Source organism: Rhizobium sp. 268, assembly GCF_036571585.1.
GTDB lineage: Bacteria > Pseudomonadota > Alphaproteobacteria > Rhizobiales > Rhizobiaceae > Rhizobium > Rhizobium redzepovicii.
The window spans coordinates 1-26506 of sequence record NZ_JAPPSO010000027.1 but is presented as its reverse complement, the minus strand read 5'-3'; the positions used below and the strand labels follow the sequence as shown (position 1 = coordinate 26506).

At 60.5% G+C, this 26506-nt stretch carries 38 protein-coding genes and 2 pseudogenes; 7 read left to right on the top strand and 33 right to left on the bottom strand.

Features of this window, described 5'->3' with window-relative positions; genetic code table 11:
* Positions 1–99: 99 nt before the first annotated feature.
* Positions 100–951, top strand: a complete 852-nt coding sequence (locus tag OS035_RS31155; RefSeq protein ID WP_331814917.1) for an oxidoreductase — start codon at positions 100–102, stop codon at positions 949–951.
* Between the two features lie 84 nt (positions 952–1035).
* Here the strand turns inward: OS035_RS31155 and OS035_RS31150 are convergent, their stop codons facing one another.
* The gene (locus tag OS035_RS31150) at positions 1036–1974 is read right to left on the bottom strand and encodes an alpha/beta fold hydrolase (protein WP_183782402.1); all 939 of its coding nucleotides are present in this window, start codon (positions 1972–1974) and stop codon (positions 1036–1038) included.
* Between the two features lie 168 nt (positions 1975–2142).
* On the opposite strand from OS035_RS31150, the gene OS035_RS31145 reads away from it, so the two are divergent.
* Positions 2143–2454 (top strand): DUF1883 domain-containing protein, encoded by a 312-nt coding sequence (locus OS035_RS31145; RefSeq protein WP_131711842.1) that lies wholly within the window; start codon positions 2143–2145, stop codon positions 2452–2454.
* Positions 2455–2740: 286 nt separating this feature from the next.
* Complete coding sequence (locus tag OS035_RS31140; RefSeq protein WP_183782405.1) at positions 2741–3415, top strand: VIT1/CCC1 transporter family protein; 675 nt, start codon at positions 2741–2743, stop codon at positions 3413–3415.
* Positions 3416–3448: 33 nt separating this feature from the next.
* Here OS035_RS31140 and OS035_RS31135 read toward each other — a convergent pair whose 3' ends face one another.
* Together OS035_RS31135 and OS035_RS31130 are read right to left on the bottom strand one after the other, a co-directional pair.
* Positions 3449–4765, bottom strand: a complete 1317-nt coding sequence (locus OS035_RS31135) for a replication-associated recombination protein A (RefSeq protein ID WP_183782408.1) — start codon at positions 4763–4765, stop codon at positions 3449–3451.
* Complete coding sequence (locus OS035_RS31130; RefSeq protein ID WP_097629953.1) at positions 4762–6165, bottom strand: DegQ family serine endoprotease; 1404 nt, start codon at positions 6163–6165, stop codon at positions 4762–4764. Before OS035_RS31130 ends, OS035_RS31135 begins: the two co-directional genes overlap by 4 nt.
* A 257-nt stretch (positions 6166–6422) precedes the next feature.
* Between OS035_RS31130 and OS035_RS31125 the strand changes: the two genes are divergently transcribed.
* Together OS035_RS31125 and OS035_RS31120 are read left to right on the top strand one after the other, a co-directional pair.
* Entirely contained in the window at positions 6423–6803 is a 381-nt protein-coding gene (locus tag OS035_RS31125; protein WP_097629954.1) for a YkvA family protein, read from the top strand.
* 21 nt (positions 6804–6824) lie between these two features.
* A complete protein-coding gene (locus tag OS035_RS31120; protein ID WP_097629955.1) occupies positions 6825–7178 on the top strand; it encodes a lysozyme inhibitor LprI family protein in 354 nt (117 codons plus the stop codon).
* A 36-nt stretch (positions 7179–7214) separates the two neighbouring features.
* Here OS035_RS31120 and ilvD read toward each other — a convergent pair whose 3' ends face one another.
* Positions 7215–9053 (bottom strand): dihydroxy-acid dehydratase, encoded by a 1839-nt coding sequence (ilvD, locus tag OS035_RS31115; RefSeq protein ID WP_183782415.1) that lies wholly within the window; start codon positions 9051–9053, stop codon positions 7215–7217.
* A gap of 336 nt (positions 9054–9389) precedes the next feature.
* Between ilvD and msrP the strand changes: the two genes are divergently transcribed.
* Entirely contained in the window at positions 9390–10337 is a 948-nt protein-coding gene (gene msrP, locus OS035_RS31110; protein ID WP_097629959.1) for a protein-methionine-sulfoxide reductase catalytic subunit MsrP, read from the top strand.
* Entirely contained in the window at positions 10337–10993 is a 657-nt protein-coding gene (gene msrQ / locus OS035_RS31105) for a protein-methionine-sulfoxide reductase heme-binding subunit MsrQ (RefSeq protein WP_183782418.1), read from the top strand. The genes msrP and msrQ overlap by 1 nt, the downstream gene beginning before the upstream one ends.
* Before the next feature lie 10 nt (positions 10994–11003).
* Here msrQ and OS035_RS31100 read toward each other — a convergent pair.
* The 29 genes and pseudogenes from OS035_RS31100 to OS035_RS30960 form a co-directional block, all read right to left on the bottom strand.
* A pseudogene (locus OS035_RS31100) lies at positions 11004–11425 on the bottom strand (ribosomal maturation YjgA family protein).
* A 166-nt stretch (positions 11426–11591) separates the two neighbouring features.
* Complete coding sequence (gene rplQ / locus OS035_RS31095; protein ID WP_003573769.1) at positions 11592–12014, bottom strand: 50S ribosomal protein L17; 423 nt, start codon at positions 12012–12014, stop codon at positions 11592–11594.
* Positions 12015–12137: 123 nt separating this feature from the next.
* Positions 12138–13148 carry a DNA-directed RNA polymerase subunit alpha gene (locus tag OS035_RS31090; protein WP_003547579.1) on the bottom strand — a complete coding sequence of 337 codons (1011 nt, stop codon included), beginning with the start codon at positions 13146–13148 and terminating at the stop codon, positions 12138–12140.
* Positions 13149–13245: 97 nt separating this feature from the next.
* The gene (gene rpsK / locus OS035_RS31085) at positions 13246–13635 is read right to left on the bottom strand and encodes a 30S ribosomal protein S11 (RefSeq protein WP_003547577.1); all 390 of its coding nucleotides are present in this window, start codon (positions 13633–13635) and stop codon (positions 13246–13248) included.
* A gap of 133 nt (positions 13636–13768) precedes the next feature.
* A complete protein-coding gene (gene rpsM, locus OS035_RS31080) occupies positions 13769–14137 on the bottom strand; it encodes a 30S ribosomal protein S13 (RefSeq protein ID WP_003573772.1) in 369 nt (122 codons plus the stop codon).
* A gap of 221 nt (positions 14138–14358) precedes the next feature.
* Positions 14359–15009 carry an adenylate kinase gene (locus tag OS035_RS31075; protein ID WP_003587191.1) on the bottom strand — a complete coding sequence of 217 codons (651 nt, stop codon included), beginning with the start codon at positions 15007–15009 and terminating at the stop codon, positions 14359–14361.
* Positions 15006–16346, bottom strand: coding sequence for a preprotein translocase subunit SecY (secY, locus tag OS035_RS31070; protein ID WP_012557367.1), 1341 nt, complete (start codon positions 16344–16346; stop codon positions 15006–15008). The genes OS035_RS31075 and secY overlap by 4 nt, the downstream gene beginning before the upstream one ends.
* A gap of 233 nt (positions 16347–16579) precedes the next feature.
* Entirely contained in the window at positions 16580–17056 is a 477-nt protein-coding gene (gene rplO / locus OS035_RS31065) for a 50S ribosomal protein L15 (protein ID WP_012557366.1), read from the bottom strand.
* Between the two features lie 16 nt (positions 17057–17072).
* Positions 17073–17282 (bottom strand): 50S ribosomal protein L30, encoded by a 210-nt coding sequence (rpmD, locus tag OS035_RS31060; RefSeq protein ID WP_003547566.1) that lies wholly within the window; start codon positions 17280–17282, stop codon positions 17073–17075.
* Between the two features lie 14 nt (positions 17283–17296).
* Positions 17297–17866, bottom strand: coding sequence for a 30S ribosomal protein S5 (gene rpsE / locus OS035_RS31055; RefSeq protein ID WP_003573784.1), 570 nt, complete (start codon positions 17864–17866; stop codon positions 17297–17299).
* A gap of 130 nt (positions 17867–17996) precedes the next feature.
* The gene (gene rplR, locus OS035_RS31050) at positions 17997–18359 is read right to left on the bottom strand and encodes a 50S ribosomal protein L18 (RefSeq protein ID WP_003573785.1); all 363 of its coding nucleotides are present in this window, start codon (positions 18357–18359) and stop codon (positions 17997–17999) included.
* A gap of 12 nt (positions 18360–18371) precedes the next feature.
* On the bottom strand, positions 18372–18905 hold the full coding sequence (rplF, locus tag OS035_RS31045; protein ID WP_003578670.1) for a 50S ribosomal protein L6: 534 nt from the start codon (positions 18903–18905) through the stop codon (positions 18372–18374).
* A 42-nt stretch (positions 18906–18947) separates the two neighbouring features.
* Complete coding sequence (gene rpsH / locus OS035_RS31040) at positions 18948–19346, bottom strand: 30S ribosomal protein S8 (protein WP_003547562.1); 399 nt, start codon at positions 19344–19346, stop codon at positions 18948–18950.
* A gap of 12 nt (positions 19347–19358) precedes the next feature.
* On the bottom strand, positions 19359–19664 hold the full coding sequence (gene rpsN, locus OS035_RS31035; protein ID WP_003573787.1) for a 30S ribosomal protein S14: 306 nt from the start codon (positions 19662–19664) through the stop codon (positions 19359–19361).
* Positions 19665–19696: 32 nt separating this feature from the next.
* Positions 19697–20254 (bottom strand): 50S ribosomal protein L5, encoded by a 558-nt coding sequence (rplE, locus tag OS035_RS31030; protein ID WP_003573788.1) that lies wholly within the window; start codon positions 20252–20254, stop codon positions 19697–19699.
* Entirely contained in the window at positions 20247–20555 is a 309-nt protein-coding gene (gene rplX / locus OS035_RS31025) for a 50S ribosomal protein L24 (protein WP_003587195.1), read from the bottom strand. Before rplX ends, rplE begins: the two co-directional genes overlap by 8 nt.
* Positions 20556–20566: 11 nt before the next feature.
* Positions 20567–20935, bottom strand: coding sequence for a 50S ribosomal protein L14 (rplN, locus tag OS035_RS31020; RefSeq protein ID WP_003573790.1), 369 nt, complete (start codon positions 20933–20935; stop codon positions 20567–20569).
* Positions 20936–21192: 257 nt separating this feature from the next.
* On the bottom strand, positions 21193–21432 hold the full coding sequence (rpsQ, locus tag OS035_RS31015; protein WP_003573791.1) for a 30S ribosomal protein S17: 240 nt from the start codon (positions 21430–21432) through the stop codon (positions 21193–21195).
* A gap of 12 nt (positions 21433–21444) precedes the next feature.
* The gene (rpmC, locus tag OS035_RS31010; RefSeq protein ID WP_003547556.1) at positions 21445–21645 is read right to left on the bottom strand and encodes a 50S ribosomal protein L29; all 201 of its coding nucleotides are present in this window, start codon (positions 21643–21645) and stop codon (positions 21445–21447) included.
* 12 nt (positions 21646–21657) lie between these two features.
* Complete coding sequence (rplP, locus tag OS035_RS31005; protein ID WP_003573792.1) at positions 21658–22071, bottom strand: 50S ribosomal protein L16; 414 nt, start codon at positions 22069–22071, stop codon at positions 21658–21660.
* A gap of 36 nt (positions 22072–22107) precedes the next feature.
* On the bottom strand, positions 22108–22839 hold the full coding sequence (gene rpsC, locus OS035_RS31000; RefSeq protein WP_003587196.1) for a 30S ribosomal protein S3: 732 nt from the start codon (positions 22837–22839) through the stop codon (positions 22108–22110).
* The gene (rplV, locus tag OS035_RS30995) at positions 22839–23228 is read right to left on the bottom strand and encodes a 50S ribosomal protein L22 (protein WP_003573794.1); all 390 of its coding nucleotides are present in this window, start codon (positions 23226–23228) and stop codon (positions 22839–22841) included. Before rplV ends, rpsC begins: the two co-directional genes overlap by 1 nt.
* 2 nt (positions 23229–23230) lie before the next feature.
* On the bottom strand, positions 23231–23509 hold the full coding sequence (gene rpsS, locus OS035_RS30990; RefSeq protein WP_003573797.1) for a 30S ribosomal protein S19: 279 nt from the start codon (positions 23507–23509) through the stop codon (positions 23231–23233).
* Positions 23510–23524: 15 nt separating this feature from the next.
* Entirely contained in the window at positions 23525–24361 is an 837-nt protein-coding gene (gene rplB / locus OS035_RS30985; RefSeq protein ID WP_003547551.1) for a 50S ribosomal protein L2, read from the bottom strand.
* Between the two features lie 11 nt (positions 24362–24372).
* Positions 24373–24666: a 50S ribosomal protein L23 gene (locus tag OS035_RS30980; protein WP_003547550.1), complete on the bottom strand. Its 294-nt coding sequence runs from the start codon at positions 24664–24666 to the stop codon at positions 24373–24375.
* Complete coding sequence (rplD, locus tag OS035_RS30975; protein ID WP_003587197.1) at positions 24663–25283, bottom strand: 50S ribosomal protein L4; 621 nt, start codon at positions 25281–25283, stop codon at positions 24663–24665. The genes OS035_RS30980 and rplD overlap by 4 nt, the downstream gene beginning before the upstream one ends.
* Positions 25284–25296: 13 nt before the next feature.
* Positions 25297–25938, bottom strand: a complete 642-nt coding sequence (rplC, locus tag OS035_RS30970) for a 50S ribosomal protein L3 (protein ID WP_003587198.1) — start codon at positions 25936–25938, stop codon at positions 25297–25299.
* Positions 25939–25977: 39 nt separating this feature from the next.
* A complete protein-coding gene (rpsJ, locus tag OS035_RS30965) occupies positions 25978–26286 on the bottom strand; it encodes a 30S ribosomal protein S10 (protein ID WP_003547547.1) in 309 nt (102 codons plus the stop codon).
* Positions 26287–26440: 154 nt separating this feature from the next.
* Positions 26441–26506 (bottom strand): annotated as a pseudogene (locus tag OS035_RS30960) (elongation factor Tu); the annotation flags it as partial.

The window sequence follows — 26506 nt, the reverse complement described above, 5'->3', positions numbered from 1 at the left end:
ACAAATCTTATACAGCAACGGATTTTCGGTCAAATTCAGCCCCGTCAGCACAGAGATGCGACGCCGAGACAGCCAATTAGTCCTCGAAAGGAATTTGTCATGAAAGTCTGGTTCATCACTGGTGCATCCCGCGGCTTCGGCGCGCTGATGACCAAGGAAGCTCTCGCCGCTGGCGATGCCGTTATCGCCACCGCCCGCAACCCGAAGACCGTCACCGAGCAGTTCGGCGATCATCCGAACCTCCTCGCCGTCGCCCTTGACGTCACCAACGAGGCCCAGGCGAAAGAAGCTGCGGCAGCCGGCATCGCCCGCTTCGGCCGCATTGATGTTCTCGCCAACAATGCTGGCTACGGCCTGCTCGGTGCCGTCGAGGAGGCCACGGCCGAGGAGATCGAAAAGCTCTATGCCACGAATGTCTTCGGCCTTCTGAAGGTGACGCGCGCCGTGCTGCCCTATATGCGCCGCCAGCGTTCCGGCCATATCCTGAACTTTTCCTCGATCGGCGGTTACTTCGGCTATCCCGGCTGGGGCGTCTACGGCTCGACGAAATTCGCCGTCGAAGGCCTGTCGGAATCGATGGCCGCGGAACTCGAACCGTTCGGCATCAAGGTGACGATCATCGAGCCCGGCTTCTTCCGCACCGACTTTCTCGCCGACACATCGCTCGCGGTCAGCCCGGCCTCCATCGCCGATTACGAAGGCACGCCGGCCGGCAACAAGCGGAATTTCGCCGCCGACGCCAATCATGCCCAGCCCGGCAACCCCGCCAAGCTCGCAGCCGGCATCATGACAATGGTCAATTCGGGCAACCCGCCGCTGCGCATGCCGTTCGGCAGCGATACGGTGGCCATGATCGAAGGGCAGCATGCGAGCGTCGAAAAGGAACTTGCCGCCTGGCGTGAACTTGCCGTCTCCACGGATTTTCCGAGCGATGCAACGGCCTCGGCCTGATACCCAAGACCATGCCTGCGCCGCTTCCCGGATATCGGGGTGCGGCGCAGGTTCGCTCGTGACCAGAAGCCCGACCGCCTCACTTTATTTGCCGACCTGCTCGGCCCAGTTCGGCGCCTTGCCGCCGCCGTCGAGGAAAGTCATCGCCACATTGGCCATCAGCGGCGAAGCGAAGGTCTCGTAATGGGTGAGATCGGGCAGGATCGCCAGCCGGTTCTTCGACATGTTCTCCCGCATCCAGCCCGCATCGCGCAGGCCGCCGCCGAGCTTGTGGTAGAAGTCGATCATATGCTCGGGGCGGATCATATCGGCATCGCCATAGATCAGCATCACCGGCATTGTGAGCCTTGCGACGGCATCGCTATAATCCTTGGGTTCGCGCATCAACGCACCCATGGCGTCGAGCAGCTTCGGAAACTCGGAAACGTCGGGCGCCACCGCTTTGTAGGTGAGGAACATCGGCGTGTCTTTCATCATCTCGGCCATGCCGGCGCCGAGGGCCGCCTGCTGCGGCAGCATCTCCGGGAAGAAGCCGTTCTGCGCATAGGGCGCCGAGAGGATTACCAGGCGGCGCACGCGGTCGGGCGCATTCGCCGCCATGTTCAGCGCCACCCCGCCGCCGAAGGAATAACCGAAGACGTCGAGCTTGTCGTAACCGAGCTGCTTCACCAGGATCGCAAGGTCGGCGCCGATTGCAGCAAGGTCGATCGGCCGCTTGCCGAGGGGCGTACGGCCATGGCCCTGCAGATCGACGGCGATCACCTGCCGGTGGTCGGCGAAAACAGGCATGACCGGCGCGAACATCTCGATCTGCCCGAGGCCGCCGTGCAGTAGCAGCAGCGGTTCGCCCTCCCCGCGGATTTCGTAGTAATAGTCAATACCGTTGACCGGTACGCTTCCCTTCCTGACTATCGGCGCGACCGCCTTATCCTCGCTCGGCGCACCGCCGGCGCCTGCCATGTCGGGCGCGGCCAGGAATGCGGCGACGGTTGCGATCATCGAAATCAGCCCCATTTTCAACATGTCCTTGCTCCGTTTTTGCATCAATACCGCAAGGACGGCGGGGGCCAGGCCTTTCCGACACCGGGTTTCGGAATTTCTCCGATCGGGCTTTGCGACCGATATCCAACTTTTCCTTAACCGGCATGCTGGTAAAATCTCGCCGCAGAGACGTCAGACACCACGAGACCGATGCCGAAACCGAATTTTCGCTTCACCCACTATGATCTTAAGGAACAACGCGCCGGAACGATCGTCGAGGTGTCGTTGAATGCGGTGAACAATGTGCGGCTGATGTCGGCGCCGAATTTCCAGCGCTTCACCGAAGTTCTCGATTTCAAATATATCGGCGGCGTGGCGCGCAAATCGCCAGTCAAGCTTGCCGTTCCGGAACACGGTCACTGGCATGTCGTCGTCGACATGGAAGGTCATCACGGGTTGGCGGAATCCACCGTCAAGGTAATCGCCGCGCCAGCCAATCAGAAGACGCCGCGGTCCTCCTGAGCTTTGCAGCACCGCCCCTCCGCCACGTGGAAAGCACCGGGCATGTGCAGACAACGCCCCATCAGCAAGAGGCCCTGGTCACAATGTGGCCAATCACACTGACCTTTGATCGCAATCAATGAATTGGGCGGCAAGGTCGATCACAATTCTTCAGGCCGCCAGCTGCAACTCGGCTCGCGATTTCATGTTCCGATAGCGAGCGGAAACCGCTGGCTATTGCGTAATTCCTTGAATCGGAATCGACGACGCGCGACGCTGCAGGATTTTCATCATGTGGGAGTAGTCCATGACGTCGAACCCGACCGGTCGCATCACCAAAATCATCGATCCAGGCGATGCGTTAGGGGAAATCCTTTTCGGATTGATCATGGCGCTGACCTTGACGGTTGGTTCCAGGCTTGTTTTTGAAGAAGAAGGATTAAATGTCCACGAGTTGATCGTCGCGACGATCGGATGCAATGTCGCGTGGGGGATCATCGACGCCGTCTTGTTCATTCTGGGTACCACATTTTACAAGAGCAGGCGGCTGCGCCTTTTCCGGCAAATCAAAGCCGCCGGGGACGAATCTGAAGCGCTCATGGTTCTCGCGAACGAATTCCCGATTAAAGAAGCGCCATTCTCTGCGAAGGCCGCCGACACGGACGCGCTCTATCAATCGCTGCTGACCCTCGCACGCCGGGCCGCCCCAGTTAAGGTGTCATTTTCGAAAGGTGATCTGTCCGCCGCAATCGCCGTCTTCCTCCTGGTTTCGGCGACCGCCATTCCGGCAGTTCTCCCATTCTTTCTCCTCGAAGACGCGCACCTTGCCTTGAGGGTCAGCAACCTGTTTCTGATCATGCTGCTGTTTGTGACGGGTTATGCGTGGGCGAAATTTTCCGGAGGCAGGGCCTTTCAGGCAGGCATGACGATGACGTGTCTTGGATTGCTTCTGGTTGCAACAGCGATCGCTCTTGGCGGCTGAGCCGCGTTCGCCAACCGAACAGCCACAGAGGCGTCAGCGCGGGTTGCGCTCCTTGCGAAGCTTCGCCCACCATTCCAGCCGCTTGCGGATATCGCGCTCGAAGCCGCGCTCCGGAGGATCGTAGAAGGTTTGGCGGCCCATTTTCTCTGGGAAATAATCCTGGCCGGAAAAGGCGTCCGGTTCATCGTGATCGTAGCGGTAGCCGTCGCCGTAACCTTCGCCCTTCATCAGCTTGGTCGGCGCATTGAGGATATGCTTCGGTGGAAGCAGCGAGCCGTTCTGCTTGGCGGCCTGGCTTGCCGCCTTGAAGGCGGTGTAGACGGCATTCGATTTCGGCGCGGTGGCGAGATAGACGCAGGCCTGCGCCAGCGCCAGTTCGCCTTCCGGAGAGCCGAGATAATCATAAGCATCCTTGGCGGCGTTGCAGATCACCAGCGCCTGCGGATCGGCAAGGCCGATATCTTCCACCGCCATGCGCACCAGCCGTCGGCCGAGATAGAGCGGATCCTCGCCGGCATCGAACATGCGGGCGAGATAATATAGAGCGGCATCGGGATCCGAGCCGCGCACGGATTTGTGCAGCGCCGAGATCAGATTGTAATGGCCGTCCTGCGCCTTGTCGTAGACGGGCGCGCGGCGCTGGACGATCCGCGTCAGGCCTTCGGTGTCGAAGCTCTCGCCATCGCGGGCGGCTCGCCACACCTCTTCGGCAAGGGTCAGCACCGCACGGCCGTCGCCGTCGGCCATGCGGATCAGGCTGAGACGCGCTTCCTCGGTCAACGGCAGCGGCTTCTGCTCGATCGCCTCGGCGCGCCTCAGCAATTCCTCCAGGCTCTCCTCGTCATGCGACTTGAAGGTCAGCACCCGGGCGCGCGACAGCAGAGCGGCGTTGAGCTCGAAGGACGGGTTTTCGGTGGTGGCGCCGACGAGGATAACGGTGCCATCCTCCATGACGGGCAGGAAACTGTCCTGCTGGGCGCGGTTGAAACGGTGGATCTCGTCGACGAAGAGCAGCGTCTGACGACCGTCCATGCGGCGCAGGCGGGCCGTTTCGAACACCTTCTTCAGATCGGCGACACCGGAAAAGATCGCTGAAATCTGCTCGAAAGCCAGCCCCGCCTCGCCCGACAGCAGCCGCGCCACCGTCGTCTTGCCGGTGCCGGGCGGGCCCCAGAAGATCATCGAGCCGAGCGAACCGCTTTCGATCATTCGTTTCAGCACGCCGTCTTCACCGGTCAGATGTTCCTGACCGGTGACATCGGCGAGCGTCTTCGGCCGCAGCCGGTCGGCAAGCGGCCGCTTGGCGGCAACCTCCTCCGGAACACGCGGCGCGAAGAGATCATTGCTCATCGGAAGAACTGCCGGATGCGCTGGCCGTCGCGCTCGATTTCCACCCGCCAGAGGCCGGGGTCGCTATCGGCGATTTGGGACAGCTCGCTGGTCGACTTCACATCGGTGCCGTTGATCGAGACGATGATATCCTTCGGCTCGAAACCGAGTCGGGCGGCAGGCGAATCCTCCTTCACCTCGGATACGACGACGCCTGCCGATTCCGGCGGCATGCGCAGCTCGTCGGCGACCCGCGGCGACAGGTTCTCGACGACAGCGCCGCTGAAGGGGGTACGCCCGCCGATGGTGCGCTGGTCGCGCGGCGAGGTTTCCGGGGCGCGATCGAGCGTCAGCGGCAGCTGCTCCTCGCGGCCGTTCTCGACGACCGTGAGCTTGACCGATTTTCCGAGACCGGCCGTCGTCAGCCGGTAAAGCAGCGCATCCGGATGCTCGACCGAAATACCGTCGACAGCGGTGATGATTTCACCGGCCTTCAGCCCGGCCTTGGCGGCCGGGCCGCCTTCCGAGACCTTGACGACCAGCGCGCCGCGAGCCTTATTCAGTCCAAGCGCTTCGGCGACTTCCGAGGTCACGGCATCGAAACTCGCGCCGACATAGGGCCGCTCGAAGGATTTGACGCCGGCATCGGCCGAGGCGAGGAAGACCTTGACCAGATTGGCGGGGATGGCAAAGCCGATACCGTTCGAGCCGCCTCCGCGCGAGAAGATCGCGGTGTTGATGCCGATCAACTCACCCTTCATGTTCATCAGAGCGCCGCCGGAATTGCCGGGATTGATCGAGGCGTCGGTCTGGATGAAGAAGCCGAACTCGTTCCTGACCACCTGGTTGCGGGCCAGTGCGGAGACGATACCGCTCGTCACCGTCTGGCCGACGCCGAAGGGATTGCCGATCGCCAGAACGAGATCACCGACCTCGACGGCATCGGAATTGCCGATCGGCAATGTCGGGAAACTTTCCTTGGTGTCGATCTTCAACACGGCAAGATCGACGCGGTCATCACGCAGTACCACTTTGCAGGGGAATTCGCGGCCATCCGGCAGCGCAACCTTGATATCATCGGCGCCTTCGACCACGTGATTGTTGGTCACCACAGTGCCGTTCGCCTCGACGATGACGCCGGAACCGAGCGAGGACTGCTTTTCCGAGCGATTCGGCATCTGCTGGCCGAAGAACTGCTCGAAGAAGGGGTCGCCGGCAAAGGGCGACTGCCGCCGGACGGTCTTTTCCGCATAGACATTGACGACGGCGCCCGACGTCTGTTTGACGAGCGGCGCGAAGGAGAGCTGCATCTGCATCTGGCTCTCGGGCACCGTCTTTGCGGTCTGCGCATTGGCCGCAGCCGGCAGAACGAGCATGAGAGCGAGTAGCGAGACGGAGGCGCGCTTGAACAGGCCTTGCATGGGTATCCCTTTTGAATCCTCTTGTGGATCGTATTAGAGCATGATGCCGAAAAGTGTGAGCGGTTTTCGGACGACATCCTCCTCTAACTATTTAATGCGAACAGCATTCAGATTTCAGGCCGAACCGGCCCAAATTCATCCTGTCTGCCGCCCGACGCTAGAAAGGAAAGAGGGCGGAAGCATGGAAGAATGAGGCAGAGACGACCCCACGAGACTGCGCTTGAAGCCTTTGCGAATTCGATTCAGGAAATTTGGCCATGCAACTGATATCAAAAGCCAAAATCTGGGCGAAGTCACTGAAGCGTGACATCGTCGCCCTATGGCTTGCCGCGCGGGATCCGCGGGTGCCGTGGCATGCGAAAGCGGTGGCCGGCGCCGTTGCCGCCTATGCGCTGTCGCCCGTCGATCTCATCCCCGATTTCATTCCCGTGCTCGGTTATCTCGACGATCTCATCATCGTGCCTCTCGGCATTCTGCTGGCGACGCGGCTTATCCCGGCTGAGGTGATGAGCGCGCTTCGCGACGAGGCGGCAAGACGTATCGAGCGCCCCTCCGGCCGGGCCGGACTGATCTTCATCCTTGCCGTCTGGCTTGCCTGCATCATCTTCCTGGCTCTGGCATTGCGCAACCTGGTTTGACCGGCAGCAACAGGAACAGGAATGATGACGGCAAGAGCGATGATGATGGGTTTTGGTTTTGCGATTTCGATCTTCGCATCGGATATGGCACAGGCGGCGAGTTTCGACTGCGACGCGAAGGAATTGAAGCCGGACGAAAAGACGATCTGCGACAATCGCGCGCTCAACGACGCCGACGTGAAGATGGTGACGACCTTCGAGCTGCTCTCCGGCCTGCTGGCGATGGGCGCGCGCGGGACATTGCAGGACGAGCAGACCGCCTGGCTGAAGAAACGGCAGGAATGCGCGGCGGATGCCGTCTGTATCAAGGCTGCCTATGATGAGCGGCTGAAGCAGCTCGGCGAGAGCTATAAAAACATCAACCGGCCGCTTTGAAAGCGACCGGTCGAAAAGACTATCGATTGACGCGCGTTAGCGAGCGTTCAGATCCCGCACGGCGCCGCGATCGGCGCTCGTCGCGAAGGCGGCGTAAGCCTTCAGCGCCGTCGTGACGTTGCGCTTGCGCACTTCTGTGGGATGCCAGCCCTTGGCGTCCTGATCGGCGCGGCGGGCGGCAAGTTCGGCCTCGTCGACGCGCAGGCTGATCGTGCGGTTCGGGATGTCGATGTCGATCATGTCGCCTTCGCGCACCAGGCCGATCGTACCGCCATTTGCCGCTTCCGGCGAGGCGTGGCCGATCGAGAGGCCGGAGGTACCGCCGGAGAAGCGGCCGTCAGTGATCAGCGCGCAGGCCTTGCCGAGGCCCTTCGATTTCAGATAGCTCGTCGGATAGAGCATTTCCTGCATGCCGGGGCCGCCCTTCGGGCCTTCGTAGCGAATGACGACGACGTCGCCGGCCTTCACCTCATTGGCGAGGATCGCCTTGACGGAGGCATCCTGGCTTTCGAAGACACGGGCCGGGCCGGAAAATTTCAGGATCGATTCATCGACGCCGGCCGTCTTGACGATGCACCCGTCGACCGCGAGATTGCCCTTGAGCACGGCAAGGCCGCCATCCCTAGAGAAAGGATGTTCGACCGAGCGGATGACGCCGTTCTGGCGGTCGGTGTCGAGTTCGTCCCAACGGGCCTCCTGGCTGAAGGCGACCTGGGTCGGGATGCCGCCGGGTGCGGCACGATAGAAGTTGCGGACGGTTTCGCTGGTGGTGCGGGTAATATCCCAGCGGTCGATTGCATCGCCCAGCGTTTCGGCATGCACTGTCGGGCAATTGCGGTTCAAGAGACCTCCCTTATCGAGCTCTCCGAGGATCGACATGATGCCGCCGGCGCGGTGCACGTCTTCCATATGAACATCGCTCTTGGCGGGTGCGACCTTCGACAGGCAGGGCACCCGGCGCGAGAGTGCGTCGATATCGGCCATGGTGAAATCGATTTCGCCTTCATGGGCGGCGGCGAGGATGTGCAGGACCGTATTGGTCGAGCCGCCCATGGCGATATCGAGCGCCATGGCATTCTCGAAGGCCTGCTTGGAGGCGATGGTGCGCGGCAGCGCCTTGATATCGTCCTGCTCGTAGTAACGGCGGGCGAGATCGACGATCAGATGGCCGGCCTCGACGAAGAGGCGCTTGCGGTCGGCGTGGGTTGCAAGCGTCGAGCCGTTGCCGGGCAGCGACAGGCCGAGCGCCTCGGTCAGGCAGTTCATCGAATTGGCGGTAAACATGCCGGAGCAGGAGCCGCAGGTCGGACAGGCCGAGCGCTCGATGGTCTGAACTTCCTCGTCGCTGATTTTTTCATCGGCTGCTGCGACCATGGCATCGACGAGGTCGAGCGCATGCGTCTTGCCGTGCAGCACGACCTTGCCCGCTTCCATCGGGCCGCCCGAGACGAAGACTGTGGGTATGTTGAGGCGCAGCGACGCCATCAGCATGCCGGGGGTGATCTTGTCGCAATTGGAGATGCAGACCATAGCGTCGGCGCAATGGGCATTGACCATGTATTCGACACTGTCGGCGATGAGTTCGCGCGAGGGCAGCGAATAGAGCATGCCGTCATGGCCCATGGCGATGCCGTCGTCGACGGCGATCGTGTTGAACTCCTTGGCAACGCCGCCGGCCGCCTCGATTTCGCGGGCAACGAGCTGGCCGAGATCCTTCAGGTGCACGTGGCCGGGCACGAACTGGGTGAAAGAATTCACCACCGCGATAATCGGCTTGCCGAAATCCGAATCCTTCATGCCCGTGGCGCGCCAAAGGCCGCGCGCGCCTGCCATGTTGCGGCCGTGGGTCGTGGTTCTGGAACGGTAGGCTGGCATCGGTATCTTCCTCGACGTGTCGGAGATCATCAGGCGAAGCGGGGCGGCATTGAGCCTGCGGCCGGGCAACGCTGCTGTTTGGAATTGTCCTAATCCAATCGGCGGGGGCTGTCACTACCGGCAAGGCCAAATCCGGTACGCTGCCTGGAGAAGCGCCTCGAGCGCCATTGGGCATATACGGTTCGGCGCGGCGCTCGGTTACAGCCTATTTCATCACAGCCGAACACAAAAAATTGGCTTCCCGTCAGCAATATTCAAGGCTTAGACACTAATCCGAATATGCGGGCGGTTCGTTTAAGAACTATATTGAGGAAATCCGCCTTGGAGGTTTTCGACATGCCTAGCTATCGCCCACCGAAGATCGCGTCGTCGGAGATCACGCCGCACCAGCTCTATCTGCGCCGCCGAGAATTCCTCGGTGCTGCAGCACTCGGCGCCATGGCGCTCTACGGCGCCGGCACAGCGAGTGCGGCGGCCCTTTCCGCCGTCGAGAGCAAATACAAGGTCGACGAGAAGCCGACGCCGATCAAGGACGTCACGACCTACAACAATTTCTATGAGTTCGGCCTCGACAAGGGCGATCCTGCGGCGAATTCCGGCGATTTCAAACCGCTGCCCTGGACGATCAAGGTCGACGGCATGGTCAACAAACCTGGCACCTTCGACCTCGAGGCGCTGATCAAGGAATTCCCGATCGAGGAGCGCACCTACCGCATGCGCTGCGTCGAGGCCTGGTCGATGGTCATTCCCTGGGATGGCTTTCCGCTGGCATCGCTGCTCGACAAGGTGGAGCCGCTCGGCAGCGCCAAATATGTCGCCTTCGAAACCGTGGTGCGGCCGGAGGAAATGCCGGGGCAGAAGGGCTTCTTCCAGTCGCTCGACTGGCCCTATGTCGAAGGTCTGCGGCTCGACGAGGCGCGCCATCCGCTGACGCTGCTTGCCGTCGGGCTTTATGGCGAAACACTGCCGAACCAGAACGGCGCGCCGATCCGCCTCGTCGTGCCGTGGAAATACGGCTTCAAGGGCATCAAGTCGATCGTCAGGATCACGCTCACCGACCAGCAGCCGAAGAACACCTGGCAGGTGACCAATCCGCAGGAATACGGCTTCTACGCCAACGTCAATCCTTCGGTCGACCATCCGCGCTGGAGCCAGGCGAGCGAACGGCGCATCGGCGAAAGCGGCTTCTTCGGCGCGAGCCGTCACCCCACCCTGCCCTTCAACGGTTATGCCGACGAGGTGGCGGGCCTCTATGCAGGCATGGATCTGAAGGCGAATTTCTGATGGCGGAATTGTCGCTCGCCATCCCGAAGCGCTGGCAGCCCGCTTCCGTCTGGCTGCTTTATGTCGTGGGGCTGGTGCCTGCGGCCTGGACATTCTATCTCGGCGCGACCGATCAGCTCGGCGCCGATCCGGTCAAGACCTTCGAGCTGTTTCTCGGCATCTGGACGATCCGCTTCCTGATCGCAACACTTGCCGTCTCCCCGGCCCGCGAACTCCTCGGCTGGAACTATCTGCGTTACCGCCGCGCGCTGGGCTTGCTGACCTTCTATTACGCGCTGATGCATTTCACCGTCTACATGGTGCTCGACCAAGCGATGGATATCCACGCCGTCGTCAACGACGTGCTGAAGCGGCCTTTCATCATGTTCGGCATGGCCGGACTTGCGATGCTTATACCGCTGGCGGTGACATCCAACAACTTCTCGATCCGCCGCCTCGGCAAGAGCTGGATCTGGCTGCACCGCCTCGTCACGATCATCGCCGCCTGCGGAGCGCTGCATTTCGCGCTCTCGACCAAGATCCTCGATTTCGAGCAATATATCTATGTCGGGCTGATCATCGCCCTCATCCTCTACCGCTCCTGGCGGCCGATCGCCCGCAACCGGAAAAAGGGCCAGGGACGGACGCGCAATCGCGCCATGGCGTCGGCTTCATGAGACCGTAGAGCTATCGGCGGGAATCAACTGCCGCCCGATGGACGGAATCGCAGGCGCAGGCCACGGCGATACCGATCGCATAGGCCAGAATGTTCCAGAGCGAAAAGACGTGGCCGAGCAGCAGTGCGCCTGCGGTCGTCAGGCGAAATGCGTCGAGCCAAGGCGTATGATAGAGACGGAACAACTCCACTGCGATCGCCAGGAACAGCGCCATGACGGCAATGATTGCCGGTCGTGACCGTGCGACCAAGAGCGCCATGAGCAGATAGACCATCGCCCCCCAGAGCGCCGACCGCCATATTTGACGACGATGAAGGGCAGCTCGATCGCGTAGCCGAAGCGCCTGAGCGCCAGTCCGAGGAAGATGACGAGAAGTAGAGTGGCGAGACGACGGAACTGCACGCGGGAGCGGGTTTGAATGATTTCCTGCAATTCAGCTGTCCCTCACAATCCCGGCCATTCCAACAGCTTTTATGCAGATACCGCATTGTCAGGCTTAGCCGTCGTCACAGAGCGAAGGTCCGGCCCGCTGCTCTGAACAAACAAAAACAGCCGGGCTTTGCGAGCCCGGCTGTTTTGTTTCCGACGGAGCGGAAGATTAAGCGGCGACGGCCTGCTCTTCGGCAGCGACGCGGGCCTTGTCGGCTGCGCCCTTGGCGAAGGTGTCGCGGTCAACGAATTCGACAACTGCCATGGCGGCATTGTCGCCCTGGCGGAAGCCGGCCTTCATGATACGCAGATAGCCGCCATTGCGGGTGGCGTAACGCGTTGCGATCGTGTCGAACAGCTTCGAGACGACAGCGGCATCGCGGATCTGCGAGATCGCCTGACGGCGAGCATGCAGGTCGCCGCGCTTGCCGAGCGTGACGAGCTTCTCGACGATCGGACGGATTTCCTTGGCCTTCGGCAGAGTCGTGACGATCTGCTCGTGGGTAATCAGCGAAGCCGCCATGTTGGCGAACATCGCCTTGCGGTGGCTTGCAGTTCTATTCAGCTTGCGGCCGGCTTTACCATGGCGCATTGCTATTCTCCTTTAATGCAGGTGCCCTTACGTTACGTGGGCCTGCCGTTTCCTGGCACATGCAGGCGATCGGCCTGCTGTTTGACGGGGAAAGGCAGCCGAAAGAGCCTGCCTTTTGTTTTCTCAATATTGGTCTTCGTAACGCTTGGCGAGATCTTCGATGTTCTCGGGCGGCCATGCCGGCACTTCCATGCCGAGGTGCAGGCCCATGGAAGCGAGAACTTCCTTGATTTCGTTCAGCGACTTGCGACCAAAATTCGGTGTGCGGAGCATTTCTGCTTCGGTCTTCTGAATGAGGTCGCCGATGTAGACGATGTTGTCGTTCTTCAGGCAGTTTGCCGAACGGACCGACAGTTCGAGTTCGTCCACCTTCTTCAGGAGAGCCGGGTTGAAAGCGAGTTCGGTGACTGCTTCCTCTTCGGTTTCCTTCTGCGGCTCGTCGAAGTTGACGAAGACGCCAAGCTGATCCTGGAGAATGCGCGCCGCAAAAGCGACGGCGTCTTCGCCGGTGATCGAGCCATCGGTTTCGATGGTCATGTTCAGCTTGTCGTAGTCGAGAACCTGTCCTTCGCGGGTATTTTCTACCTTGTAGGACACCTTCTTGACCGGCGAATAGAGGCTGTCGACCGGGATGAGACCGATCGGAGCATCTTCCGCACGATTGCGCTCAGCCGGAACGTAGCCCTTGCCGTTGTTGACGGTGAACTCCATGCGGATTTCGGCGCCCTCGTCGAGCGTGCAGATGACATGCTCGGGGTTGAGGATTTCGATATCGCCGACCGTCTGGATGTCGCCAGCCGTGACAACGCCCGGGCCCTGCTTGCGCACGACCATGCGCTTTGCGTCGTCGCCATCCATCTTGATGGCGATTTCCTTGATGTTGAGCACGATGTCCGTCACGTCTTCGCGGACGCCCGGAATCGAGGAGAATTCATGCAGCACGCCATCGATCTGCACCGCCGTAACGGCAGCGCCGCGCAGCGAGGAGAGCAGAACGCGGCGAAGCGCATTGCCGAGGGTGAGGCCGAAGCCGCGCTCCAGCGGTTCGGCAACAAGCGTCGCCCTGGTGCGCGAGCTTGAGGAGAACTCCACCTTGTTCGGCTTGATCAGTTCCTGCCAGTTCTTCTGAATCATGAGTTTGCCTTCCGTTCGTTGCCACCATCCAATCGTGGCAACCGAGCTTGAAAACCACCGGGAGCGCCAAGGCGCTCACCAGTGACGAGAGCGATGATCAGACGCGGCGCTTCTTGCGCGGACGGCAGCCATTGTGCGGGATCGGGGTCACGTCGCGGATGGACGTGATCATGAAACCTGCAGCCTGGAGCGCGCGCAGAGCCGATTCACGACCCGAACCCGGACCGCAGACTTCGACTTCCAGCGACTTCATGCCGTGCTCCTGAGCCTTCTTGGCGCAGTCTTCAGCAGCAATCTGGGCAGCGAACGGGGTCGACTTGCGCGAGCCCTTGAAACCCTTGGCGCCAGCCGACGACCAAGCGATCGCGTTGCCCTGGGCATCGGTGATGGTGATCATCGTGTTGTTGAAGGTCGAGTTGACGTGAGCGACACCCGACGAGATGTTCTTGCGTTCACGACGGCGAACGCGGACGGCTTCCTTAGCCATGGTATTCCTTTCGTTGATCTCTTCACCGCCGTAATGCCAGCGGCTACACCGGAACGGCGCCTATATGGTCCCGCTCCAAACTCAAAAGAGGCCGGCGCAGACCGCCAGCCTCCCCACCCCGGTTTCCCGGAAATTACTTCTTCTTGCCAGCGATTGCCTTTGCCGGGCCCTTGCGGGTGCGGGCATTGGTATGCGTGCGCTGACCGCGGACCGGAAGGCCGCGGCGATGACGCAGGCCGCGGTAGCAGCCGAGGTCCATCAGGCGCTTGATGTTCATCGCGGTATCGCGACGAAGATCACCTTCGACCTGATAGTCGCGGTCGATGGCTTCGCGGATCTGAAGGACTTCGGCGTCCGTCAGCTGATGCACACGACGTTCAGCCGGGATACCGACCTTCTCGACGATTTCCTGTGCGAATTTCGGACCGATCCCGTGAATGTAGGTCAACGCGATAACAACGCGCTTCGCAGTCGGGATGTTGACGCCAGCGATACGTGCCACGCCTGTTCTCCTTGCATTCCAGTTGCCATCCGGCAAGTGGGCTTCGTTATGCGGCCTTTGGAACCGCTCGTTCAGATTTACGTCCGTAACATGTCAAAACGACCGCACCCGGACTTCCCTGGGAAATCCGCGCCGATCGCATGGAATGTCGCGAGTTGGCGCGGTGTTTAGCGGAATCACTGCTGAAAAGCAACCGTTCCGCCAAGTTTATTTTCAAAGCCTTAAAGCTTAGAAAGAATGTTTTCGACCTCGGCCGTCACCTGATCGATTTCCGCCATGCCGTCCACGGACCTGAGTTTGCCCTTGGCATGGTAATAGCCGATCAGCGGCGAGGTTTCCTTGTAATAGACCTGCAGCCGAGCCGTCATGGTCTCCGGGTTGTCGTCGGGACGGCGCTTGAAGTGCGTGGAACCGCACTTGTCGCACACGCCTTCGGCGGCCGGAACCTTGTCGGTATCGTGATAGACGCTGCCGCATTGGGCGCAGGAGTAGCGGCCGGCGACACGGCGGACCAGTTCGTCATCGTCGACACGGAATTCGATGACGACGGACAGACCCAGACCCTTTGCCCTCAGCATCGCTTCGGTGGCATCCGCCTGGACGAGCGTCCTCGGGAAACCGTCGAGAATGAAGCCGTTGGCGCAATCGGGTTGATCGATTCGCTCGGAGACGATGGCGATAACGATCTCATCCGAGACAAGTTTGCCGGCATCCATCACCGCCTTGGCGCGCTTGCCGACATCCGTGCCGGCATTGACCGCTGCGCGCAGCATGTCCCCCGTGGAAAGCTGCGGAATGCCGTGCTTTTCCACGATCCGCTGGGCCTGGGTTCCCTTACCCGCGCCCGGCGGCCCTAAAAGGATAAGTCTCATCGCCCCCTCTTTCCTCCACGCAACTTCGATTTCTTGATCAGGCCTTCGTATTGCTGCGCGATCAGGTGACCCTGGATCTGTGCAACCGTATCAAGAGTTACGCTAACCACGATCAAAAGCGAAGTCCCACCAAGGGATAATGGAATGCCGGTTTGCGACACCAAGATCTCCGGAAGGATGCAGACGAAGACGAGATAGATTGCGCCGATCACCGTGATTCGGGTCAGCACGTAGTCGATATATTCGGCGGTGCGCTCGCCCGGGCGGATGCCGGGAATGAAGCCGCCATGCTTCTTCAGATTGTCGGCCGTGTCCTTCGGATTGAAGACGATGGCCGTATAGAAGAAGGCGAAGAAGGCGATCAGCGCCGCATAGAGCACCATGTAGAGCGGCTGGCCATGGCCGAGGGCCGCGACGATCGATGTTGCCCAGGAGGGCATCGCCGTGGTGTTGGCAAAGCCTGCAAGCGTTGCCGGCAGCAGCAGCAGCGACGAGGCGAAGATCGCCGGGATGACGCCCGAGGTGTTGAGCTTCAGCGGCAGATGAGAGGTATCGCCCTGGAACATCCGGTTGCCGACCTGGCGCTTCGGATACTGGATCAACAGCCGGCGCTGCGCGCGCTCGACGAAGACGATGACCCCGATGACGCCGATCGCGACGATGATCACCAACAGAATGAGGAAGGTCGACAGCGCACCCGTGCGGCCGAGCTCGAGCGTGCCGGCAAGAGCTGTCGGAAGACCGGCGGCGATGCCGGCGAAGATGATCAGCGAGATGCCGTTGCCGATACCGCGCGAGGTGATCTGCTCGCCGAGCCACATCAGGAACATCGTGCCGCCGAGCAGCGTCAGAACGGTGGAAACACGGAAGAACAAGCCCGGATCGACGACGAGGCCCTGGCCGCTCTCGAGACCGGCGGCAATGCCGTAGGCCTGGAGCGCACCGAGGATGACCGTGCCATAGCGGGTATACTGGTTGATGATCTTACGGCCCTGCTCGCCCTCTTTCTTGAGGTTTTCGAGCGCCGGCACGACCGATGTCATCAGCTGCACTATGATCGAAGCGGAGATATAGGGCATGATGCCGAGCGCGAAGATCGCCATGCGCTGAACGGCGCCGCCCGAAAACATGTTGAAAAGGCCGAGAATGCCACCTGCCTGGCCGCGGAAAGCCTGGGCATAGGCTTCGGGGTTGAGGCCTGGAAGCGGAATATGGGTACCGAGCCTGTAAACGAGGAGAGCTGCCAGTGTGAACCACAGGCGCTTCTTCAAATCCTCGGCTTTGGCAAAGGTCGAAAAATTGAGGTTGGATGCCAATTGTTCCGCTGCAGAAGCCATGCGTTTCTCCGCGCTACCAATTCCGGCGTCTCTGGGGGATAGGCCGGCCCCGGAATCAGTATGAAAATTATTCAAAACCGGGTTCAGTACGGATTGCAGCGCAACCCCATGCCTCACCCTTGTTTCAGTCTTACCGGCATGACGCGGGCGCGCCAGCCAACATTTTGTGAGGCCCACATATGGGAGCAAAATCGCCCGGTGTGAAGCACCCCGGGCGATATATCATCAGATTATTATTCGGCTGCAGCCGGAGCCGAAAGCAGCGTCACGGTGCCGCCGGCCTTTTCGATCTTCTCGACGGCAGGCTTGGAGGCGCCGGCAACGACGATGGTGATCTTGGCCTTCAGCTCGCCGTCAGCGAGAACGCGAACGCCGTCCTTGGTGCGGCGGATGACGCCGGCGGCCTTGAGGGCAGCTGCGTCAACGGTCGCCTTGGCATCGAGCTTGCCGGCGTCGATCGCCGCCTGGATGCGAGCCAGCGACACAACAACAAAATCGGAAGCGAAAATGTTGTTGAAGCCGCGCTTCGGCAGGCGACGATAGATCGGCATCTGGCCGCCTTCGAAGCCGTTGATGGCGACGCCCGAACGGGACTTCTGACCCTTCACACCGCGACCACCGGTCTTGCCGGAGCCCGAGCCGATACCGCGGCCGAGGCGCTTGCGGCTGTGGGTCGAACCTTCGTTGTCTTTAATTTCATTGAGTTTCATGAGCGTTTCCTCCGTCTCACTTCTCGTCGACGACGCGAACGAGATGCTGGACAGCACGGATCATGCCACGAACCGAAGGAGTATCCTCCAGCGTGCGGCGACGGTGCATCTTGTTCAGTCCGAGACCGATCAGCGTGCGCTGCTGAACATCCGGACGGCGAATCGGGCTGCCGATCTGTTCGATCGTGACAGTCTTCGCTTCAGCCTTCTTAGTAGCCTTGGCCATCTGTCAAACTCCTCTTATTCTTCAGAGGCGTTGCCGGAGGCGCTACGACGAGCCTGCAGCGTTGCATACTTGATGCCGCGCTGAGCTGCGATGTCCTTCGGGTGAACCTGGTGCTTCAGAGCGTCGAAGGTGGCGCGAACCATGTTGTAGGGGTTCGACGAACCAGTCGACTTGGCGACGACGTCGTGCATGCCGAGCGTTTCGAAAACGGCGCGCATCGGACCGCCGGCGATGATGCCGGTACCGACCTTGGCCGAGCGCAGCAGAACCTTGCCGGCGCCGTGGCGGCCGTGAACGTCGTGATGCAGCGTACGGCCGTCACGCAGCGGTACGAAGATCAGTTCGCGCTTGGCGGCTTCGGTTGCCTTGCGGATGGCTTCCGGCACTTCGCGTGCCTTGCCATGGCCGAAGCCGACGCGGCCCTTCTGGTCGCCGACGACGACGAGTGCTGCGAAACCGAAACGACGGCCGCCCTTGACGACCTTGGCGACGCGGTTGATCGCGACAAGCTTGTCGACGAATTCGCTATCGCGCTCTTCACGGCTCTGGCGGTCTTCCCGCTGCGGCCTTCTTTCCTGTGCCATTGTCCTCTTCCTTTTTCTTTTCCGGGTGCAATCGGCAAATACATGTGGACCGCATCAGCCTCCCCTTCCGGAGAGTGCCTGCGGTCCGGCGAAAATCCGGCCGGCGCCAAAGCGTCCGGCCGGAAACTGATCAGAAGGTGAGACCGCCTTCGCGGGCTGCATCGGCGAGAGCCTTGATGCGGCCGTGATAGATGAAGGCGCCACGGTCGAATACGACCTCGGTGACACCCGCCTTCGAAGCGCGCTCTGCAACGAGCTTGCCGACGAGGGCAGCTGCTGCTGTGTCAGCACCGGTCTTCAGAGAACCGCGCAGATCCTTGTCGAGGGTCGATGCAGCGGCAAGTGTCTTGCCGGCAACATCGTCGATAACCTGAGCGTAGATGTTCTTCGAGGAGCGATGAACCGACAGGCGCGGACGGCCGTTGGCCACCGACTTGAGATGACGGCGCACGCGGTTGGCACGACGTGCAAGTGCTTCTTTCCTGCTAGCCATTTCGCGTGATCCTTACTTCTTCTTGCCTTCTTTGCGGACGATCCGCTCGTCAGCGTACTTGACGCCCTTGCCCTTGTAGGGCTCGGGACCGCGATATTCGCGGATTTCGGCGGCGACCTGACCGACCTGCTGCTTATTGATGCCGGAGACAACAATTTCAGTCGGCTTCGGAACGGCGATCGTGATGCCGACCGGCGGCTCATAGATCACGTCGTGGCTGAAGCCGAGGGCCAGCTGCAGGTTCTTGCCCTGCAGGGAGGCGCGGTAACCGACGCCGTTGATTTCGAGCTTGCGCTCGAAGCCGTCCTTGACGCCCTTGAAGATGCCTTCGATCATCGTGCGGGACATGCCCCACTTCGAACGTGCATCCTTGGTCTGGTTCACGGGCGTCACGACGACCGCGTTGTTTTCGAGCTTGAGGCTGATTTCGTCGTTAGCAACGAAAAACAGCTCGCCCTTCGGGCCCTTTGCAGTGACCTTCTGGCCATCGACCGTAGCCGTGATCCCAGCAGGCACCTGAACGGGCTTTTTACCGATACGAGACATGTTTCAATCCTGTCTGTTCGCTATGGAGATCTCTGCCCGATCTTAGAAGACCGAGCAAAGAACCTCGCCGCCAACGTTCTGTTCGCGAGCCTGGTGATCGGCCATCACACCCTTCGGAGTCGAAAGGATGGTGATGCCGAGGCCGTTCGCGACCTGCGGAATGGACTTGACCGAGACATAAACCCGGCGGCCCGGCTTGGACACACGGCCGATCTCACGGATCACCGATGCGCCTTCATAATATTTCAGCTCGATGCTGAGTTCCGACTTGCCATTGCCGAAATCGACAACGGAATAGCCACGGATGTAGCCTTCGGACTGCAAGACATCGAGAACACGTGCACGGAGCTTGGACGCAGGCGTCGAAACCGACGACTTGCGGCGGGAAGCGCCGTTACGGATACGGGTGAGCATATCGCCCAACGGATCAGTCATTGTCATGTAACCTGCTCCTTACCAGCTCGACTTGACGATGCCCGGCACCTTGCCGAGATTGCCCAGTTCACGCAGCGCAATACGCGACATGCGCAGTTTGCGGTAATATGCGCGCGGACGCCCCGAAACTTCGCAACGGTTGCGAATACGGGTCTTCGATCCATCACGCGGCAGGGATGCCAGCTTGATCGAGGCCTTGAACCGCTCTTCGATCGGAAGAGCCTGGTTCATGATGATCGCCTTCAACGCAGCCCGCTTAGCGGCCTGGTTGGCGACCGTAGTACGGCGGCGCTTGTTCTTTTCAACTGCGCTTGTCTTCGCCATGTCAGGTTCCTTTTCTACGCTCGTCGTTACGGTTATTGACGGAACGGGAAGCTGAACTCTTTCAGAAGAGCCCGTGCTTCGTCGTCGGTCGTCGCCGTCGTGCAAACGATGATGTCCATGCCCCACATCTGATCAACCTTGTCGTAGTTGATCTCAGGGAACACAATGTGCTCCTTGATGCCCATGGCGAAGTTGCCACGGCCGTCAAAGCTTTTCGGGTTCAGGCCGCGGAAGTCGCGAACGCGCGGAAGCGCGATGTTGACCAGGCGATCCAGGAACTCGTACATGCGGGCGCCGCGCAGGGTGACCTTCGCGCCGATCGGCATCTGTTCGCGGACCTTGAAGCCTGCGATGGAGTTGCGGGCGCGGGTGATGACCGGCTTCTGGCCGGCGATCGCTGCGAGGTCGGCGGCAGCTACCGTCGGCTTCTTCGAGTCAGCGGTCGCTTCGCCGACACCCATGTTGATCACGATCTTGTCGAGCTTCGGGATCATCATCTCGTTGGCGTAGGAGAACTGCTCCTGCATCGCCTTGCGGATGCGCTCGACATATTCCTTCTTGAGCCGCGGCTCGTATTTTGCCTCAGCCATCGATCACTTCTCCAGAACGCTTGGCCACACGGACCTTTTTGCCGTCAACAACCTTGAAACCGACGCGGGTCGGCTTGCCGTCCTTGTCGACGATTGCAACGTTCGACAGGTGAACGGAGGCTTCCTTGTTGATGATGCCGGCTTCCTGGGTCTGCGTCTGGCGCTGGTGGCGCTTGACGACGTTGACGCCACGAACAACGGCACGATCTTCCTTCGGCATGACCTGGACAACTTCGCCGGTACGGCCCTTGTCCTTGCCAGCGAGCATGACGACCTTGTCGCCCTTACGAATCTTCTGCATCGCTTTGCTCCTTACAGTACTTCGGGAGCCAGCGAGATGATCTTCATGTGGTTCTTGGCGCGAAGTTCGCGCGGAACCGGTCCGAAGATACGGGTGCCGATCGGCTCTTTCTTGTTGTCGATGAGGACTGCTGCGTTGGTGTCGAAACGGATGACGGAGCCATCCGGACGACGGATGTCCTTGGCGGTGCGAACGACAACCGCCTTCATCACGTCACCCTTCTTCACGCGGCCGCGCGGGATCGCTTCCTTGATCGAAACGACGATGACGTCGCCGATCGAGGCATACTTGCGCTTCGAGCCGCCCAGCACCTTGATGCACATGACACGACGTGCGCCGGAATTATCCGCGACGTCGAGGTTTGTTTGCATCTGAATCATATCAGGTCGCCTTCTTGGTTTACCGGAATGGTTGGGCTAGCCCCCTACTCCGGCTTATGAAAATTTTCGCCGGCCGAACTGCCGTAACGGCAGCACAGACGCGGCAATGCTGAATAGCGCGGGATCGATCGTGCCAGGGTGGTTTCCCGAAGGACCTTCCGTGCGCTCAAAGCAAAAGAACGCCCGGCATTCGAGCGTTCTGACGCTGCTTCATACAGATATTTCGGCGAGACGCAAGGCCTCGCACAAAATTCTGTTTACTGGCCCTGGGCGGAAATTACCGTCCAGCGCTTGTCCTTGGAGATCGGCGCGCATTCCTCGATGGATACGGTATCGCCAATCTTGTACTGGTTGTTTTCGTCGTGGGCCTTGTACTTCTTGGAACGACGAACGGTCTTCTGGAGCAGCGGGTGAGCGAAACGACGCTCGACGCGAACCACTACCGTCTTCTCGTTCTTGTCGCCAACGACGACGCCCTGCAGGATGCGCTTCGGCATATTTTTCTTCCTTTAGGCCTTAACTTCTGCCGCCTTCTGGCGGGCAATGGTTTTCACGCGGGCGATGTCCTTGCGGACTTCATTGATGCGCGAGGACTTTTCGAGCTGGCCGGTCGCCTTCTGGAAGCGCAGGTTGAACTGCTCCTTCTTCAGCTTGGCAAGCTCGTCCTTGAGTTGGTCGGCGGTGAAGCCGCGAACATCTGAGGCTTTCATGAGCTCAATCCCTTACTCTGCAATGCGCTGAACGAAGCGCGTCTTGACCGAGAGCTTGGCAGAGCCGAGACGAAGCGCCTCACGGGCGATTTCTTCGCTGACACCATCGATCTCGAACATCATACGGCCGGGCTTGACCTTGCATGCCCAGTATTCAACGGAGCCCTTACCCTTACCCATGCGGACTTCGGTCGGCTTTGCGGTTACCGGAACGTCCGGGAACACGCGGATCCACACACGGCCGGCGCGCTTCATGTAACGCGTGATCGCGCGGCGGGCCGCTTCGATCTCGCGCGCGTTGACGCGGTTGGGTTCCTGAGCCTTCAGGCCGAATTCGCCGAATGCCAGGTCAGAACCGCCCTTGGCGACGCCCTTGATGCGGCCCTTGAACTGCTTGCGGTACTTGGTACGCTTTGGCTGCAACATTTTCTTATTCTCCGAACTTCTCTGCCACGCGCGCTATCAAGCGTTGTCGCGGCGACGGTCTCTGTCGCGGTCACGATCACGGCTTGCCGGACCCTGGGCGTCACCTTCCATCGCACGGCGCTCGGAAGCCATCGGATCGTGCTCAAGGATTTCGCCCTTGAAGATCCAGACCTTGATGCCGCAGATGCCGAACGCGGTTTCTGCTTCAGCCGTGCCGTAGTCGATGTCGGCGCGCAGCGTGTGCAGCGGCACACGACCTTCGCGGTACCATTCCGTACGGGCGATTTCAGCGCCGCCGAGACGGCCGGCGCAGGTGATCTTGATGCCTTCGGCGCCAAGACGCATCGCGGACTGAACGGCGCGCTTCATGGCGCGGCGGAAAGCCACGCGGCGCTCGAGCTGCTGGGCGATCGACTGAGCGACCAGCGTTGCGTCGACTTCGGGCTTGCGCACTTCGACGATGTTGAGGTGCGTTTCTGAGTTGGTCATATCCGACAGCTTCTTGCGGAGCTTGTCGATGTCGGCGCCCTTGCGGCCGATGATCAGGCCCGGACGTGCCGAGTGGATCGTGACGCGGCACTTCTTGTGCGGACGCTCGATGACCACCTTGGAGATCCCGGCCTGCTTCAGTTCGCTCATGACGAACTTGCGCATCTTCAGGTCTTCGTGCAGCAGCTGGCCGTACTCGGCATTGTCCGCGAACCAGCGGCTATCCCAGGTACGGTTGATGCCAAGACGGAAACCGATTGGATTGATTTTCTGACCCATTATGCGGCCTCCTCAACTGCCTGCACTTCACGAACGACGATCGTCAGGTGCGCGAAAGGCTTTTCGATGCGCGACGCGCGACCGCGACCACGAGCGTGGAAACGCTTCATGACGATCGACTTGCCGACATAGGCCTCGGCGACGACGAGAGCGTCGACGTCGAGATCGTGGTTGTTCTCAGCGTTGGCGATCGCAGATTCGAGCGTCTTCTTGACGGCACCTGCGATACGCTTGCGGGAGAACTCCAGCTCAGCGAGTGCGCGCTCGACCTTCTTGCCACGGATGGCCGCAGCAACCAGATTGAGCTTCTGGGGGCTGACGCGGAGCGTGCGGGCGACTGCTTGCGCCTCGTTGTCCTTCAGCCGGCGTTCGGCTTTTGCCTTGCCCATTGTTACTTCCTCTTCGCCTTCTTGTCCGCGCCGTGACCGTAGTAGGTGCGGGTCGGAGAGAATTCACCGAATTTGTGGCCGACCATGTCTTCATTGACGCTGACCGGGATATGCTTGCTGCCGTTGTAGACGCCGAAGGTAAGACCGACGAACTGCGGCAGGATCGTGGAGCGACGGCTCCAGATCTTGATCACTTCTGCACGTCCGCCTTCACGAACCTTCTCAGCCTTCTTGAGAAGATAGCCGTCAACGAACGGACCTTTCCATACTGAACGAGCCATTGGAGACTTCCTCTCTTACTTCTTACGCTGATGACGCGAGCGCATGATCATCTTGTCGGTCGACTTGTTCGACCGGGTGCGCTTGCCCTTGGTCGGCTTGCCCCATGGTGTCACCGGATGGCGACCACCGGAGGTGCGGCCTTCACCACCGCCGTGCGGATGGTCGACCGGGTTCATGACGACACCGCGGTTATGCGGACGCTTGCCGCGCCAAACGGTACGACCGGCCTTGCCGTCGTTGATGTTGGCGTGGTCAGGGTTGGAGACGGCGCCGATCGAAGCGAGGCAGGAGCCATGCACGAGACGCTGTTCACCCGAGTTCAGGCGAAGGATCGCCATGCCCTGGTCACGGCCGACGAGCTGTGCGTAGCCACCGGCGGAGCGAGCGATCTGACCGCCCTTGCCCGGCTTCATTTCCACGTTGTGGATGATGGAACCGACCGGGATGAACTGCAGCGGCATGGTATTGCCAGGCTTGACGTCGACAGCCTTCTCGGAAGCGATGACCTTGTCACCGGCAGCGAGACGCTGAGGAGCGAGGATGTAAGCCTTCTCGCCGTCAGCATAGTTGACCAACGCGATGAAAGCCGTGCGGTTCGGATCGTATTCGATACGCTCGACCGTGCCTTCGACGTCGAACTTGCGACGCTTGAAGTCGATCAGGCGATAGGTACGCTTGTGACCGCCGCCGATGAAGCGGGCGGTGATGCGACCGAGGTTGTTACGACCGCCGCTCTTGGTCAGGCCTTCCGTCAGCGCCTTGACCGGCTTGCCCTTGTAGAGGGCCGAACGGTCGACGATGACCAGCTGGCGCTGGCTCGGGGTGATCGGATTGAATGTTTTCAATGCCATTTTCTTATACCTCAGAGACCGGTGGAGACGTCGATCGTCTGGCCTTCAGCCAGGGTCACAACAGCCTTCTTCACGTCCTTCTGCTTGCCGACGAAACCGCGGAACCGCTTGGTCTTGCCCTTGCGCAGCAGAGTGTTGACGGCCGTAACCTTGACGCCGAACAGCGCCTCGACAGCAGCCTTGATTTCCGGTTTCGTCGCCTGCTTGGCGACATTGAAAACAACCTGGTTGTTTTCGGATACCAGCGTGGACTTTTCGGTGATCGCCGGAGAGACGATCACATCGTAGTGGCGAAGATCGGTCACTTGAATCGCTCCTCTAGCGCTTCAACCGCAGCCTTGGAAAGCACGAGCTTGCCGCGGCGCACGATGTCATAAACGTTGATGCCCTGGATCGGCAGAACATCGATGTTCGGGATGTTCTGAGCTGCGAGCTTGAAGTTGCCGTCAAGTTCTGCGCCGCCGATGAAGAGGGCGTTGGTCAGGCCGAGCGTCTCGAATACGGACGCGAGAGCCTTGGTCTTGGCTTCAGCGGCAACCAGGTTGTCGATGACGATGACGTCATCGGCCTTTATCTTGGCCGAAAGAGCGAGGCGCAGGCCGAGTGCACGAACCTTCTTGGGAAGGTCATGCTCGTGGCTGCGGACAACTGGGCCGTGAGCCTTGCCGCCGCCGCGGAACTGCGGAGCGCGAGCCGAATGGTGACGAGCGCGGCCCGTACCCTTCTGCTTGTACATCTTGGCGCCGGTGCGCGAAACTTCAGCGCGGCCCTTTGCCTTGTGGGTGCCCTGCTGCTTCTTGGCAAGCTGCCAGCGGATGACGCGGGCGAGAATGTCTTCGCGGGGCTCGAGGCCGAAAATCGCGTCCGAAAGGGAAACCTTCCCGGCGTCTTTTCCCTCGAGGGTTTTGACGTTGAATTCCATTGATCTGGCTCCCTTACTTCGCGGCCGACTTGACGGCGTCGCGCACGATGATCCAGGCACCCTTGGAACCGGGAACAGCACCCTTGATCAGGATCAGACCACGATCTTCGTCGGTCGAAACCACTTCCAGGTTCTGCGTCGTGACGCGCGTCTGGCCCATGTGACCAGCCATCTTCTTGTTCTTGAAAACCTTGCCCGGATCCTGGCGCGAGCCGGTCGAACCGTGCGAGCGGTGCGAAACCGACACACCGTGCGTGGCGCGAAGACCGCCGAAACCATGGCGCTTCATGGCGCCGGCAAAACCCTTACCGATCGTCGTGCCCGTCACATCGACGAGCTGACCGGCTGCGAAGTGACCCGCCTTGATCTCCGTGCCGATCTCAAGCAGCTGGTCTTCCGACACGCGGAATTCAGCAACCTTGGCCTTCGGCTCGACGTTGGCAACGGCAAAGTTGCCGCGCATCGCCTTGGAGGTGTTCTTCACCTTCGCCTGGCCGGCACCGAGCTGAACTGCGGTATAGCCATTCTTTTCGACAGTGCGCGTGGCGACGACCTGGCAGCCGTCCATACGCAGTACCGTTACCGGGACATGCTCACCGGCGTCGTTATAGACGCGGGTCATTCCCACCTTCTGTGCAATCACACCTGAACGCATCGGTTCAATCCTTCTCACTCAGCCCGAAGACCCGAGGTCTCAGAGCTTGATCTCAACATCGACACCGGCGGCGAGATCGAGCTTCATCAGCGCGTCTACCGTCTGCGGGGTCGGGTCAACGATATCGAGAAGGCGCTTGTGCGTGCGCATCTCGAACTGTTCACGGCTCTTCTTGTCGATGTGCGGGGACCGGTTGACCGTAAACTTCTCGATGCGGGTCGGAAGCGGAACGGGGCCCCGGACGCTTGCACCGGTGCGCTTAGCCGTCGATACGATCTCGCGCGTGGAGGCATCGAGAATCCGGTGATCGAACGCCTTCAGGCGGATGCGGATATTCTGGCCGTTCATTCGACTTTATCCTTGTGTCTGTTATCCGCGTGTCACCATTCAGGGACACGACTTACCTTCAGTTACGTTAGCGGGCCACCGGTTTCAAAGATCGAGAGGGACACCGAGATCGGCGTCCCTATCCTTTCCTTGGGCCTGGTGGCCCAGCCGCTAATTACTCGACGATCGAAGCGACGATACCGGCGCCGACGGTGCGGCCGCCTTCACGGATCGCGAAGCG